This window comes from Burkholderia sp. PvR073, from assembly GCF_054055695.1.
On the sequence record NZ_JBSRXO010000001.1, the window covers coordinates 950,193 to 965,398 of the forward strand.

10 protein-coding genes are annotated in these 15,206 nt (G+C 67.6%); 7 read left to right on the top strand and 3 right to left on the bottom strand.

Annotated features, from left to right (window positions below; genetic code table 11):
• Positions 1–338: 338 nt before the first annotated feature.
• Positions 339–1,475, top strand: a complete 1,137-nt coding sequence (locus ACVK00_RS04225) for an acyltransferase family protein (protein WP_354123205.1) — start codon at positions 339–341, stop codon at positions 1,473–1,475.
• A 57-nt stretch (positions 1,476–1,532) separates the two neighbouring features.
• Here the strand turns inward: ACVK00_RS04225 and ACVK00_RS04230 are convergent, their stop codons facing one another.
• Entirely contained in the window at positions 1,533–2,123 is a 591-nt protein-coding gene (locus ACVK00_RS04230; RefSeq protein ID WP_012365221.1) for a class I SAM-dependent methyltransferase, read from the bottom strand.
• 201 nt (positions 2,124–2,324) lie between these two features.
• Between ACVK00_RS04230 and ACVK00_RS04235 the strand changes: the two genes are divergently transcribed.
• On the top strand, positions 2,325–2,567 hold the full coding sequence (locus ACVK00_RS04235; protein WP_284888658.1) for a hypothetical protein: 243 nt from the start codon (positions 2,325–2,327) through the stop codon (positions 2,565–2,567).
• 22 nt (positions 2,568–2,589) lie between these two features.
• On the opposite strand, the gene poxB is transcribed toward ACVK00_RS04235, so the two are convergent.
• Positions 2,590–4,311, bottom strand: coding sequence for a ubiquinone-dependent pyruvate dehydrogenase (gene poxB / locus ACVK00_RS04240; RefSeq protein WP_228910042.1), 1,722 nt, complete (start codon positions 4,309–4,311; stop codon positions 2,590–2,592).
• A 266-nt stretch (positions 4,312–4,577) separates the two neighbouring features.
• Positions 4,578–5,078, bottom strand: coding sequence for an Lrp/AsnC family transcriptional regulator (locus tag ACVK00_RS04245; RefSeq protein WP_126226445.1), 501 nt, complete (start codon positions 5,076–5,078; stop codon positions 4,578–4,580).
• A 191-nt stretch (positions 5,079–5,269) separates the two neighbouring features.
• Between ACVK00_RS04245 and ACVK00_RS04250 the strand changes: the two genes are divergently transcribed.
• From ACVK00_RS04250 to ACVK00_RS04270, 5 genes are all read left to right on the top strand, one after another.
• Positions 5,270–6,286: a 1-aminocyclopropane-1-carboxylate deaminase gene (locus ACVK00_RS04250; protein ID WP_284888654.1), complete on the top strand. Its 1,017-nt coding sequence runs from the start codon at positions 5,270–5,272 to the stop codon at positions 6,284–6,286.
• A 589-nt stretch (positions 6,287–6,875) separates the two neighbouring features.
• Positions 6,876–8,288, top strand: a complete 1,413-nt coding sequence (locus tag ACVK00_RS04255; protein WP_284888652.1) for an undecaprenyl-phosphate glucose phosphotransferase — start codon at positions 6,876–6,878, stop codon at positions 8,286–8,288.
• A 52-nt stretch (positions 8,289–8,340) separates the two neighbouring features.
• Complete coding sequence (locus ACVK00_RS04260) at positions 8,341–9,594, top strand: polysaccharide biosynthesis/export family protein (protein WP_354123206.1); 1,254 nt, start codon at positions 8,341–8,343, stop codon at positions 9,592–9,594.
• 306 nt (positions 9,595–9,900) lie between these two features.
• Positions 9,901–11,535: a ShlB/FhaC/HecB family hemolysin secretion/activation protein gene (locus ACVK00_RS04265; RefSeq protein WP_350227395.1), complete on the top strand. Its 1,635-nt coding sequence runs from the start codon at positions 9,901–9,903 to the stop codon at positions 11,533–11,535.
• Positions 11,536–11,710: 175 nt separating this feature from the next.
• Complete coding sequence (locus tag ACVK00_RS04270; protein WP_354123207.1) at positions 11,711–15,124, top strand: GLUG motif-containing protein; 3,414 nt, start codon at positions 11,711–11,713, stop codon at positions 15,122–15,124.
• Positions 15,125–15,206 lie beyond the last annotated feature (82 nt).

The window sequence follows — 15,206 nt, forward strand, 5'->3', positions numbered from 1 at the left end:
CACCGCATCAATACCGTGCAAAAAAACGGGGTTGCGGTGCAAAAAACGGCATGCGGGCAGAGCGACACGTAGCGGCCGGGTTGCGCTGCCGGTGCCCCCGTCAACGCTGACAGGACAACCGCCCGCGCTGCGCCGATACACTGTGTGCAACCTCGACGTCCGGCGTCCGCGATGCCGGACGTCGTTTGCATCCGGTGAATTCAGCCCCGCCCCAATCCGATGGAGTCTCGCTTGAAACACCGGCACCTCACGCTGCTCGACGCACGACCCGACGCCGGCCCCGGTTCACGCGACGCGTTCCCCGCGGCGCAGGCGCTCGCGCACCCGCTGCAGCCGCAATGAGCGCCGGCCCGCGCAATGCGCGGATCGACATGCTGCGCGGCGTGTCGATCCTGCTCGTCCTGCTGCATCACTTCAACATTCCGTATTCGCTGCGCGACACGTCTCTCGCGCGCATGCTCGGCTGGGATGCCGTGCATGCGGTGGTCCGCAACGGCAACAAGGGCGTGACGATGTTCTTCGTGATCTCCGGCTACCTGATCACGTCGAATGCACGCCGCCGCTGGGGCAGTCTCGGCGCGATAGACGTGCGCGCGTTCTACGTCTCGCGGATCGCGCGCATCGTCCCGTGCCTGCTCCTGCTGCTCGCGTTCGTCAACGCGCTGGCGAGAGCCGGCGTGCCGATCTTCGCGAACCACGCGCCGCAGGGTGTCGCCGTATCGTTCTGGCTCGTGAATCTCGCGTCGCTGACGTTCTGGATGAACGTGCTGATCGGCGCGTATGGATGGGTCAACTATGCGCTCGGCGTGCTGTGGTCGCTGTCGGTGGAGGAGGTGTTCTACCTGTCGTTTCCGCTGCTGTGCATCGTGCTGCGCCGCGACGCGCGCCTGTTCGCGTTCTGGCTGGCGATCGCCGCGATCGGTCCCGTGTACCGCTTCACGCACGCGGGCGACGAAGGCGGGTTTCTGTATGCGTATTTCGCGTGCTTCGACGGCATCGCGATCGGCTGCTGCACGGCGTTGCTGGCCGGGCGCGCGGGCTGGCATCGGCTCGCGGCCGCGCCCGTGCAATGGCTGACGGCGATCGCCATGACCGTGCTCTATGTCGCATGGCCGATTGCGCAAAGCCATGTGATCGGCGTATCCGCGATGGCGCTCGGCACCGCCGTGCTGCTGATCGGCGCGCATGCCCACGGCGAGCGCGCGCAGGCTCGCGTGCTCGCGCCGCTGCGCTGGAGCGGCCGGCTCAGCTACGAGCTGTATCTGTTCCACCTGATCGCGCTCGGCGCGCTGCGCACGGTGTGGCCGCCGTCCGCCATGCACGGCGACGCCAAGCTCATGTTGCTCGTCGCCTACCTGGTGTTGTCGGCCGGCTTGAGCGCGATCATCGCGCGCGGCTATGCGACGCCGCTCGACCGCTTCATCCGGCAGGCCGCGTCGCGACCTGCGGCACGCGTGCCGGACGCTGCGACATGAGCCGCATCCGACAGCGCCTGCAGGGTCGATGAAAGGAAGCGCGGTATCACACCGGCATCACGCCACCTCTCCGATGGCGGCGCGGCGCATCGTCACGATGCGCGCGGGCGGAATATTTGCCCACACGATCCGGCTGGCGTCGGCAACAAATGCCGGATCGCCCAGCGGATGACGGTCGGGCGATCGCAGGTCGTAGGTAAACTGGATCATCACCCCGTCGACCGCCAGCACGCGCTGGCACTGACTGACGATCGCCGTCACGTCCTGGCGCGGCAGCGTGCGCAGCGGCAGGCACGACACGATCGCATCGACCCGCGCGTCGCTCGGCAGCAGCCGCTCGAGCTGCCGAGCGTCGCCCGACACGATCGAGATACCGGGAAAGCGCCGCCGCAGGTGCTGCACGAACGCCGGCGACCGCTCCACCACGACGAGGCGCCGCGGCGCGACGCCACGCTCGAGCAGCGCGGCGGTGATCGCGCCGGTGCCGCCGCCGAGCTCGACGACGAGCCCGTCGCCATCCGGCACCACATCGGCCATTTCGCGCGCCAGATGCCGCGAACTCGGGCACAACGCGCCCACCGCGGCCGGGCGGCCGACCCACTCGCGTACGAACAATGCCGAGACGCGCAACGCGTTCGGCCAGATCATCGGCCCACCTTGCGCGGTTGCGCGTTCAGCTTCGACGTGCCGATGAGGGTTGGGAACAGGGGTACGACGACACCGGGCATTTTCACGTGCATCCTCCTCGACAAATCGATCCGCCGCGGCGAAGCGGCGATCAAACGATTCTAGGAAACGCAAACTTAAGGCGACATGAAGATTGTGCCTGATTGCGCCAGCGAGGCGGGTATGCCGCCGCCGAACACCCGCTCAGCGGTCGACGCGCCGCTGAAGCTGCGCGGGGTAACGCTCGCCGACGTGCTGCTGCGCGTGCGGGCCGCCGTCGCCGATCTCGACAACGCGACGAACGACGCCGCGATCGCCCGCAACCGGTCATCGGGTCGGATCCGCCATCCACCGGCCGCACTGCGACTGTTCGTGCAGGCCGTGCGCGAATGGACGGCTGCCGGGGGCGACACGTTGACCGACTGACGGTTCGCGCCGCCCCGCCACCTCACCGCAGGTTGGTCCGCGCCAGCTCGACGATCTCGTCGCCGCGCCCGCTCAGGATCGCGCGCAGCATGAACAGGCTGAACCCCTTCGCATGCGCGATCTCGATCTTCGGCGGCATCGCGAGTTCGTACTTCGACGTGACGACGTCGACGACCGCCGGCCCGTCGTGCGCGAACGCGGTGCGCAGCGCGTGCTCGACGTTCTCCGAATGCTCGACGCGCACGCTGAAGATCCCCGCGCCCTTCGCGATCGCCGCGAAGTCGGTCGGGCTCAGGTCGACGTTCGTGTCGAGATAGCCGGCCGCCTTCAGTTCCATCGACACGAAGCCGAGCAGGCTGTTGTTGTAGACGACGATCTTGATCGGCAGGTTGAGCTGCCGCGCGCTCAGCAGATCGCCGAGCAGCATCGACAGCCCGCCGTCGCCCGACAGCGACACGACCTGCCGCCCCGGATGCGCGCCCTGCGCGCCGAGCGCCTGCGGCATCGCGTTGGCCATCGAGCCGTGATTGAACGAGCCGTGCAGCTGGCGCTTGCCGTTCATCGTCAGGTAGCGCGCGGCCCACAGCGTCGGCGTGCCGACGTCGGCCGTGAAGATCGCGTCTTCGGCCGCGACTTCGTCGACGATCTTCGTCAGGTATTGCGGATGGATCGCGCGGCCTGGCGGCTCCGCCACCGCGAGATCGTCGAGCCCCTTGCGCGCGGCCGCGTAGTGCTTCAGCGCGTTCTCGAGGAAGCGCCGCTGCGTCTTGCGCGTGAGGCGCGGCAGCAGCGCCGCGATCGTTTCCTTCACGGTGCCGACGAGCCCGAGCGCGAGCGGTGCGCGATGGCCGAGCTGCGAGCCCTTCCAGTCGATCTGCACGATCTTCGCGTTCGCCGGATAGAACGGGCGGTACGGGAAATCCGTGCCGAGCATCACAAGCGTGTCGCACGATTCCATCGCGTGATAACCCGAGCTGAAGCCGATCAGCCCCGTCATCCCGACGTCGAACGGGTTGTCCCATTCGACGAACTGCTTGCCGCGCAGCGCATGCACGACCGGCGCGCCGAGCGTGTCGGCCAGCGCGACCACTTCGTCGTGCGCGCCCTGTGTGCCGCTGCCGCACAGCAGCGTGACCGCGTCCGATGCATTGAGCAGCGCCGCGAGCCGGTCGAGATCGGCGTCGGCCGGCAGGATCGACGGCGGCGCCGATTCGCTCCACGCCGGCGCTTCTTCCGGGCCGTCGCCGAGCGCGATATCGCCCGGCAGCACGATCACCGCGACGCCGCGCTCCTCGATCGCCGTGCGCATCGCGCGGGCAAGCACGCGCGGGAACTGCGACGCGTTGGTCACGAGTTCCGCGAAATGGCTGCATTCGCGGAACAGTTCCTGCGGATGGGTTTCCTGGAAGTAGCCGAGACCGATCTCGGTCGACGGAATGTGCGCGGCGATCGCGAGCACCGGCTGGTGATTGCGGTGGCAGTCGTACAAGCCGTTGATCAGGTGCAGGTTGCCGGGGCCGCAGCTGCCCGCGCACACCGCAAGCCGGCCGGTCGATGCCGCATCCGCGCCGGCCGCGAACGCGGCGCTTTCCTCGTGGCGCGTATGCATCCAGCGGATCGAGCCCATCTGGCTCAGGCTGAACGACAGCCCGTTCAGGCTGTCGCCCGTCACGCCCCAGATGCGCTCGATGCCCGCTGCCGCCAGCGTCTTCGCCAGGTATTCCGCCATCGTCTGTCTTGCCATCATGCCCTCGCTCGTTGTTCGGTCGTTACACGATTGATCCGGCAACGGCAGCCGCCATCGCCGCTGACGGAACGAGCATACGCGATCGTGCCAAGCAACGTCGTGATGACGCAATCGTGCCCGGGAGCGCTGCCGTTCGGCCGTTTTTGGCGCTGTCGGGCAGGCGTCATCGTTGCGTCGCCAGCCGCGCCGGCAGGTCGATTCGCGCCCGTCCCCGGCCGGTCGGCGGCTCGTCGGGACGGCGAGCGCGAGTGCCGCCGTCGGGGCTACAACGGCAGCGCATGCGTCGACAGGATCTCCTTGAGCACCATGAACGAGCGCACCTGCCGCACACCGGGCAGGTACAGCAGCTGTTCGGCGTGCAACCGGTTGAAGCTCTCGTTATCGCGCGTGCGCACCAGCATGAAATAGTCGAATTCGCCGGTCACCACATGGCATTCGACGCACCCCGACACTTTCTGCGCGGCCTTCTCGAATGCGGCGAACGCCTCCGGCGTCGAACGATCGAGCACGAAGCCGATCACGACCAGCATCCCGGCACCGAGCGGCTTCGGATCGAGCAGCGCGACGATGCCGCGGATCAGCCCCATTTCCTTCAGCCGCTCGACACGCCTCAGGCACGCCGGGGCGCTCAGCTTCACCTTCGCGGCGAGGCTCACGTTCGAGATCGACGCGTCCTGCTGCAACTGCCTGAGGATCGCGCGGTCGATGCGATCGAGCGCCGGCGCGGCATCGGCCGGCGATGCGCTGCTTCGATCTAATTTCATTGCGTCTCCTTTCTATTTCACGAATCAAAATTACCCGTTTCATCTTCTTCCGATCGATAACGTAGGCCTGAGCGATTTATTTCGCAAGCTCATTTCTCACGGTCCTGCCTATCATTTTTCCATCGGGACCTGGCGCGCCGGCCGCGCCCGAACGGTCCGATCTTCCGCCCACCGCTATCCGGAGCTTGTCGATGAACCTGCAACGCTTTCCCCGTTATCCGCTCACGTTCGGCCCGACGCCGATCCAGCCGCTCAAGCGCCTGAGCGCGCATCTCGGCGGCAAGGTCGAGTTGTATGCGAAGCGCGAGGACTGCAACAGCGGCCTCGCGTTCGGCGGCAACAAGACGCGCAAGCTCGAATACCTCGTCCCCGATGCGCTTGCGCAAGGCGCCGACACACTCGTGTCGATCGGCGGCGTGCAGTCGAACCAGACCCGCCAGGTCGCGGCCGTCGCCGCGCATCTCGGGATGAAGTGCGTGCTCGTGCAGGAACACTGGGTGAACTACGAAGACCCCGTGTACGACCGCGTCGGCAACATCCAGCTGTCGCGCATGATGGGCGCGGACGTGCGGCTCGTTGCCGACGGCTTCGACATCGGCATTCGCCGCAGCTGGGAAGAAGCGATGGAGAGCGTGCGGCAGGCGGGCGGCAAGCCGTATCCGATTCCGGCCGGGTGTTCCGAGCATCCGCTCGGCGGCCTCGGGTTCGTCGGCTTCGCGGAAGAAGTGCGCGAGCAGGAAGCACAGCTCGGGTTCAAGTTCGACTATGTCGTGGTCTGCTCGGTGACGGGCAGCACGCAGGCGGGGATGGTCGTCGGCTTCGCGGCTGACGGGCGCGCGGATCGCGTGATCGGCATCGACGCATCGGCGACGCCCGAGCGCACGCACGAGCAGATCACGCGCATCGCGCGGCATACCGCCGAGCTCGTGGATCTCGGCCGGCCGATCACCGCCGCGGACGTCGTGCTCGACACGCGCTACGCCGGCCCCGAATACGGGCTGCCGAACGACGGCACGCTCGAAGCGATCCGCCTGTGCGCGCGGCTCGAAGGCATGCTGACGGATCCGGTGTACGAAGGGAAGTCGATGCACGGGATGATCGACAAGGTACGGCTCGGGGAATTCGAGCCGGGGTCGAAGGTGCTGTATGCGCATCTCGGCGGCGTGCCGGCGTTGAGCGCATATAGCGAGATTTTCCGGAACGGTTGACGAATTCGAGATGAACCGCCGGCGCGCCAAGGGTCGCGCGCCGGCGCCTGGATCACGGCGATCGCCCGGATCGCCGTTGCCGTTGCAGCTGCCGTTGTCCCCTACACGTCTTCCGTTCCGCACGCCGTCTCTTCGGCTGCCCCCAACCCTCGCTTTCCAGCCCACCACGCGCCGCTCGTTGCGAATCGTTCGCCTCGACGCCCCGACATCGCGTGCCTTTCTAAAGACGCGTCCGACTCCGTCAATCGCCCATTCGGACCGCAATCCGGCTGATTCGTACTTGCACGAATCCATTTGAACGGCATTTATTAGGCATTCTATTTAAATCAGGCCCCTGCTTCCCGAAAATTGACCCTGTCGAGTCGGCCGCAACGTTTCGCAAGTATTCGTCCCTCATCGCGCGAGGCGCGGATAGCACCGTTGCAGCGCATCAGCGCCGACCGGCACCCCAGGCAGCGTCTCCTTCCCCGATGGCATTTCCCATGCAGTGGAAACAGCGGCCGCGCTCCGCTTCGGCCGAGCGTGCGGTTTCGCGTCGCAATCGGGCCGACGGGCGTCCTTTTAAATCAGAACGGCAGCAGAAGGGTATATGGATATTTCATTCGAACCACGGTACGCGCATGCAGCGCGTGCCGCAGGCGGCCTGATCGCGCGTATCGCTGACGTCGCACTGATCTCGTTCGGCGCGCTGGCCGCCGCGCTCGTGTTGCCTGGCCCGGACGGCGACCCGTTGTCCGAACTGGCCGCCGTCGCCTGCGCAGCGACCTTTGCGTTGATGCTGTTTCCCGCATTCCGCCTCTACCATGCGCCCGCCCATACCCCCACGCACCGCACTGCGTTGCTGACCGCGTTCGCGTGGCTGGCCGCGCAGGCCGGCGCGGCGCTCGTGATGCGGGTGCTGGCGCCAACCCTGGCCATTCCGCTGCCCTGGTACCTGCTCTGGACGGCGACGAGCGGCATCGCGCTCGTCGCGTCGCGCGTCGTCGCCGGCACGACGCTCGAACGGATCAGCAGCCCGCAGGAAAGCGATCGCCTCGTCGCGATCGTCGGCACCGGCGCCCATCGCGACGCCGTCCTCGACCGCATCGCCGGTGCGCCGTCGGCCGGATTCCGCGCGGCAGCGATGTGCGATATCGCCAGCGCCGACACCACGCGCCCCGACGGCATGCCGTGCTTTGCCGATCTCGATACGTTCGCCCGGCATGTCCGCGCCCACGCGATTCCCGAAGTCTGGCTCGCGCTGCCGATCGGCGAGGCGCGCGTCGTGATGGCCGTGCTCGACGTGTTCCGCGACGATCTCGTCAACATCCGCTTCATGCCCGATGTCAGCAAGCTCGCGATGTTCGACGGCGAGATGATCGACCTCGTCGGCGCACCGGCGATCAACTTGGTCGCGTCGCCGCTGTCGTCTCGCGCGCTGCTGCACAAGGCGATCTTCGATCGCGTGTTCGCCGCCACCGTCCTCGTCGTCCTGGCGCCGCTGCTCCTCGCGATTGCGGCGGCGGTCCGGCTGTCGTCGAATGGCCCCGTGCTGTTCCGCCAGCAGCGCAAGGGGGCCGACGGCCAGGCGTTCACGATCTTCAAGTTCCGCACGATGCGGCTGCACGACGCGGGCAGCGAAGTGTGCCAGGCGGCGCGCGACGATCCGCGCATCACACGGGTCGGCGCGTTCCTGCGCCGCACGAGCCTCGACGAGCTGCCGCAATTCCTCAACGTGCTGCGCGGCGAGATGTCGGTCGTCGGCCCGCGCCCGCACGCGCTCGAACACGACGACCTCTACCGGAAAATCGTCGACGGCTACATCCACCGCTACCGCGTCAAGCCCGGCATCACCGGATGGGCGCAGATCAACGGCCTGCGCGGCGAGACCGACCGCGTCGAAAAAATGCAGCGCCGCGCCGAAGCCGATCTCCACTACCTGCGCAACTGGTCGTTCGCCCTCGACATGCGCATCGTCCTGGCCACCGCCCAGCGCGGCTGGTCGCACCGCAACGCGTACTGATACGCACGCGGCACCGCCAACGCACGTCGCCGCATCACGATAAGGATGACTGATGACTTCAGCCATGATCGAGCGGGCTGGATCCGCACGTCCCTGCCGCGTGCGCACGCTGCTCGCCGCCGCGGTCAGCGTCGCACTGTCGGCCTGTGCATTCGCACCCGGCATGCAGATGAGCGCCCCGCCTGCCACCACCGACGGCCAGGCCGCCGGACACGCAAACGCCAACGGGCGTGCCCTTCCGTTCCGGATCACGGCGATCGATGCCAGCCTGATTCGCCAGCTCGACGCACAGGCCGCGCAGCAGCAGAACCTGCCGTCCGGCCCGCCGGCAGCCGCGCCCGGCGCTTACCGCCTCGGCCCCGGCGACGTGCTGCAGATCACCGTCTGGGATCACCCCGAGCTCGCTGCCGCACAAGGCGCCGCGCAGCAGAACGCACCGCGCGCGGCCGACCCGGTCGCCGGCTTCGTCGTCGATCCGCACGGCAACGTGGCATTCCCGTTCGCCGGCAGCGTGCCGGTCGCCGGTCTCACGGCCAACGCCGCGCAGGCCCGTATCGCCGCCGCGCTGTCGCGTGTCTATCGCGATCCGCAAGTAACGCTGCGCGTCGCGTCGTTCCGCTCGCAGCAGGTCTATATCGACGGCGAAGTCCGCACGCCGGGTGCGCAGCCCGTCAACGACGTGCCGATGACGCTCTACGAAGCGCTCGGCCGCGCGGGCGGGCTCGGCACGGCCGCCGACCAGAGCCGCATGACGCTCGTGCGCGACGGCGTGTCCTATCCGCTCGACCTGACGCGCATGCTGCGCGACGGCCGCAATCCGGCCGACGTCGTGCTGTCAGCCGGCGACCTGCTGCACGTGCCGGCGCGCAGCGACTACGGCGTGTACGTGATGGGCGAGGTGAACAAGCCGTCGCTCGCGGTGCCGCTGCGCGACGGCCGGCTGACGCTGTCCGACGCGCTGTCGCAGGCCGGCAGCGTGAACGCGAATACCGCCGACGCCGCGCAGATGTTCGTGATCCGCGGCTCGCAGACGGGCGACCCGCAGGTGTTCCACCTCGATTCGATCAATTTGCTGCATCCGTATGTGATCGGCGCTGCGAGCAAGATCGTCGGCGTGCGCCTCGATGCCGGCACGGGGCCGGGCCTAGCGGCCGTGCTCGCGACGCTGGCCGTTGTCTGCGCATGCGGCTGCGCCTGTCATGTGTGGATCGAACGGCCGATGCTTGCTGCGTTGAAGCGATGGCTGCCACCGACGCGTCGCGCATCGGCGTCTCGAGCACGGATCCGATTGAGTCGAAGAATCTGACAAGAATGAATAAAGGGAACGAGCCACTCGTACTTGTTCCATATTCATCTCAGGAACCATTTCGTACCATCGTCGGCATCTCAAAGGGCCTAAGCGAGGAACCACGCATCGGCCGAACAGCACAACCGATCGAGGTCGAAAATCCCCCTCATCCGCTCTCTCGACGCCGAGCCCGGGACGCCCCCGATGCAGGCGCCAGTACCCGCTTTTCCTCCCGCCAAGCTAGCGGCCATGCGCCGTGCTCGCCCGTTCCTCCGCTCCGAATCCATCGCCGACAGGCGATCAGGCCGGTTCCGCATCGCGTGCGTGGCCGGCCTCGCGCTATCGCTTCACGGTATCGCCCATGCGCAAGCCCAGGTGCCGAATGCGGGACAGTCGCTGCGCGATGTCGAGACACTCCGCCCGACACTGCCCGTTCCCGCCGCGCCCGATCTCGCGATGCCGCCACCCGACGAAGCGCCTTCGTCTGCCGCGGCCGAGGGGCCGCGCATTCCGGTCAGCGCATTTGCCATCGAAGGCAATGCGGCCATTCCCGCCGCACGGCTCGACGCGCTACTCGTCGATCTCGTCGGCCGCGAGCTGAGCTTCGGCGATCTGCAACAGGCCGCGGCGAGAATCACGACGTATTACCGCGAACACGGCTACGTGCTCGCCCGCGCCTATTTGCCCCACCAGGACATCGAGCACGGTGTCGTGCGCATCGTCGTCGTCGAAGGCCGCTACGGGCAGCTCGAGCTGCGCAACCGCACACGCGTACTGGATCGCGCGCTGCGTCAACCGCTTGCGTCGCTGCAGCCCGGAGAGATCATCAGCGGCAACCGTCTCGAGCGCAGCCTCATGCTGCTGAACGAGATGCCCGGCGTCGATGCGAAGGGCACGCTGCGGCCCGGCGCCGAGCCCGGCACGACCGATCTCGTGATCGATACCGAACGCAGTCGCTTCGCCACCGGCTCAGTTGAATTCGACAACTTCGGCGATCCGCTGACCGGCCGCTACCGCGCGACGGGCAGCATCGACGTCAACGCGCCGCTGCGCGTGGGCGACCGCTTCTCGCTGCGCGGCCTGACGAGCAATACGAACCAGCGCTACTACCGCGCGTCGTACCAGGTGCCGGTCGGCCCCGCGTCCACGCGCGTCGGCATCGCGTATTCCGACATGAACTACCGGATCGGCGGCAGCCTGAAGGAGCTTCGCTACCACGGCGGAGCGGACGTCCGCTCCGCGTTCGTCACGCAGCCGCTGGTGCGCAGCCGGCGCACGAGCGTCGATGCTCTGGTTACCTACGAAAACAAGCATCTGCGCGACGTGTACGGCATATTCGACGTGGTCGGCGACAAGACCGTCGATCTGTGGTCGTTCGGCGTGAACGGCAACCGCCAGGACGGTTTCGGCGGCGGCGGCCGCACCGGCTTCTCCGCGACCGTCGGCATCGGGCATTTGAGCAGCAACGATCCGCTCGACATGAATTACTACGCCCATACCCTCGGTCAGTTCGCGAAACTGAACATCAACGCGCTGCGGCTGCAGGCGCTCGGTTCGCGATTCCAGCTCTACACGCAATTCAGTGCGCAACTGTCGTCGCGCAACCTCGACTCTTCGGAAAAATTCAACCTCGGCGGGCCGTATGGCGTGCGTGCGTTCGCACTCGGCGCCGGCAGCGGCGACCAGGGCTGGCAGGCCACGGCCGAGCTGCGCTATCTCGCCGCGCCCAGCTTGCAACTGAGCGTGTTCGCCGACACGGGCCGCATCCAGCTCAGCAAGCAGCGGTGGTCCCGCGAACGCAATACCGTGCAATTGTCGTCGCTCGGCATCGGCGCGAGCTGGTTCGGCGCGCGCCATCAAATCAATCTCACCGCCGCGCTACCGGTCGGTTACGCCGATCCGGTCGCGTCGCCCACGCGGTCACCGAGTGTCTGGTTGCAAGCCGCCCAGTATTTCTGAGCGGTACGCGGCGAGCGGCCCGCCAGGCAGGGCGAGCCGCAAGCAGCACGGGCGGCGTCGCCGCCCACCTCGTCGAAGGCATGCATCCTGCGTGTTTTCGGCCCTTTCCGCTTCGTTAGGTATACGTATCGATACGAAGCAATCACCCTGTACTTTTCCAGAGGAAATAACGCTCATGAACAAGACCTACGCACTGGTCTGGAACCAGGCCCAGGGATGCTGGAGCGCCGTCGGGGAAACGGCGCGCCGGCGCGCCAAACCCGGCAGCGCCAAGCGCATCGCCGCCGCCCTCTCGCTGCTCGGCCTCACCTCGCTGCCCGCGTTCGCGCTGCCCACCGGTGAGAACATCACCGCCGGCAAGGCCGACATCATTCGCGAAAACGACGGCAAGTCGATGCTCGTCAACCAGCACACCGACAATCTCATCACCAACTGGAACGACTTCAGCATCGCCGGCAACGAGCGTGTGTCGTTCCATCAACCCGGCACCACGTCGATCGCGCTCAACCGCGTGGTCGGCAACAACGGCAGCCAGATCCACGGCCAGCTCGACGCCAACGGCAAGGTCTTCCTCGTCAACCCGAACGGCGTGCTGTTCGGCTCGGGCGCACAGATCAACGTCGGCGGCCTCGTCGCGTCCACCCAGAACATCGCCGACGCCGATTTCCTCGCCGGCAACTACCGCTTCTCGGGCAACTCCACCGCGTCGATCGTCAACGACGGCCACGTCACCGCCGCCGACGGCGGCAGCGTCGCGCTGCTCGGCGCGCGCGTGTCCAACAACGGCGTGATCCAGGCGAAGATGGGGCGCATTGCGCTCGGCGCCGGCAACACGTTCAAGGTCAACTTCGACGGCAACGACCTGCTCAGCCTGCAGGTCGAAGGCGGCGCCGTCGATGCACAGGCCACCAACGGCGGCCTGCTCAAGGCCGACGGCGGCGAAGTGCTGATGACCGCGCGGGCAGCGGGCAACCTGCTGAACGCCGTCGTCAACAACACCGGCACGATCGAAGCGAAGGGCCTCGCCAGCCGCGCCGGCAAGATCACGCTCGACGGCGGCACCGTCAAGGTCGCCGGCACGCTCGACACGAGCGCGGCCGAAGCCGGCGCGCCGGCCGGCTCGATCCTCACGCGCGGCGAGCGCGTCGACGTTGCGGCCGACACTCACGTCGACACGCGCGCAGGCGACACCGCCGGCACCTGGACCATCGAAGCCGCCAACGCCGGCGTCAACGGCGATCGCTCGATCGGCGCCGACACCCTGTCGCGCAACCTCGGCACGACCAACGTCGCGCTGACCAACACGCAGGGCGACCTGACGGTCGGCGGCCCGGTCGCGTGGAACAGCGATCGCGCGCTCACGCTCACGTCGCAGAAAGGCAACGTCGACCTGCAGCAAACGCTGTCGGCCACCGGCACCAACGCCAGCCTGACCGTCAACGCCGCCGACAAGATCCGCATCAACGATGCAGTCAAGCTCACCGGCCGCAACGCGCACCTCGAACTCAATTCGAAGAACGGCCATACGCTGAACAACAACGCTGCCGTGACGCTGTCCGGCGACAACGCGTCGTTCCGTTCGAACGGCGAGGACTACAAGGTGCTGCATACCGTTGCCGACCTGCGTAACGTCGATGCAAACCGCGGCGGCCGCTACGTGATCGGCAATACGATCGACGGCGCGAATACGAGCTTCCGCAGCATCGGCGGCGACCAATCGTTCTACGGCGTATTCGACGGCCTCGGCAACACGATCGAGCGCCTGCGCATCTCCAATCCGGGCCAGTCGTCCGTCGGCCTGTTCTCGCACAACGCCGGCCGCATCGCCAACCTCAACCTGAGCGACATCGTCACGACCGCATCGGGTGTGCCGTATTGGCTGACTTCGGTCGGCACGCTCGCCGGCAGCAACTCGGGCACGATCTCGAACGTGACGGCCAACAACGTCACGGTCTCGGCGACGGGATCGGCAATCATCGGCGGTCTCGTCGGCTCCAACTATGGCGGCACGATCGAGCATGCGAAGGTCACCGGCCGCATCGACGGCGATCGCTACGCGCAAGCGATCGGCGGCCTCGTGGGTGAAAACCTGACGCTGCTGAACAAGCCGCCGGTGTCGGCCACCATCCGCGACAGCCAGGCCGACGTCGAGATCAACGCCGCGCACAACGGCCCCACGGGCGGCCTCGTCGGGCACAACACCGGTCTGATCGAGCGCTCGTCGAGCGCGGGGCGCATCAACGCGACAGGCTCCAACCCGATGGTCGGCGGGCTCGTCGGCTTCAACGACGGCAACGGCATCATCAAGCAATCGTCGTCGTCCACGAGCGTGACTGCGCGCAATAACGCCATCGCAGGCGGGCTCGTCGGCCTCAACCTGGCCACCATCGCGAATTCGCGCGCGAGCGGCAAGGTGAGCGTCGGTGAACGCAGCGTCGCGGGCGGCCTCGCGGGCGTGAACCTGGGCGAAATCGACGCGTCCACGGCCGACGGCGACGTGTTCGCGGCCGCATCGAGCACGATCGGCGGGCTCGTCGGCACCAACAGCGGCCGGATCCTGAAATCGCAGGCCAACGGCAACGTGACGGCGGGCCGCAACGCGGTAGCCGGCGGCTTCGCCGGCTACAACGACGGCGACATCGACGAATCGACCGCGACGGGCAACGTCGTCGCGGGCGCCGACAGCGTCGTCGGCGGCTTCGCCGGGCGCAACGGCACCGCGGGTCGCATCCATGCGTCCCACGCGCAAGGCAACGTCCGGGCCACGGGCAAATCGACGCTCGGCGGCTTCGCAGGCTCGAACGACGGCTTCATCGAGACATCACTGGCCAGCGGCAACGTAGCCGGCGACAACAACAGCACGGCCGGCGGCTTCGCCGGCACGAATGCCGGCACCATCGAGGCATCCGACGCATCCGGCAACGTGACCGCGGGCAATAACAGCACGGCGGGCGGCTTTGCCGGGATCAACACCGGTACGCTGGATTCCTCCAACGCGTCGGGCAGCGTCACCGTTCTGAACGCCAGCACGGCAGGCGGCCTCGTGGGGCTCAACCAGGGTCTCATCCGCACGTCGAGCGCCAACGGCAAGGTCCTGGCCGGGCAATCAAGCTACGCCGGCGGCCTCGCCGGCCGTAACAGCGGGACGATTGCCGATTCCCGCGCCACGGGCGCGGTGAAGGCCGGCGATTTCTCGTCGGCCGGTGGCCTAGTCGGCAGCAACGAGTACGGGACCATCGCGCGGTCGACGGCGTCGGGCGACGTTGAAGCCGGCACGCAGGGCAAGGTCGGCGGCCTCGTCGGCATCATGACCGGGACAGTCGACCAGTCGCATGCGACGGGCTCCGCCAAGGGCGGCGACGCCAGCTACGTCGGCGGCCTCGTCGGCAGCAACGGCGGCACGATCACCGCGTCGTCGTCGAGCGGCACCGTATCCGGCGGCCGCTACGCCCGACTGGGCGGCCTCGTCGGCGGCAACTTCGGTCGCGTCTCCGGCTCGTCGAGCACCAGCCGCGTCGACGTGAAGGCTGGCTACGACCAGTCCTACGGCGCGCTGGTCGGCGTGAATTACGGTCAGGTGAAGCCCTGAGCGTGAACCCGGACGGTTCCGGCTCCGCCGTGTGAACGGCATGCCGGATTCCGTCACCTGATGCGAGCGGCCTGCCCGCTCG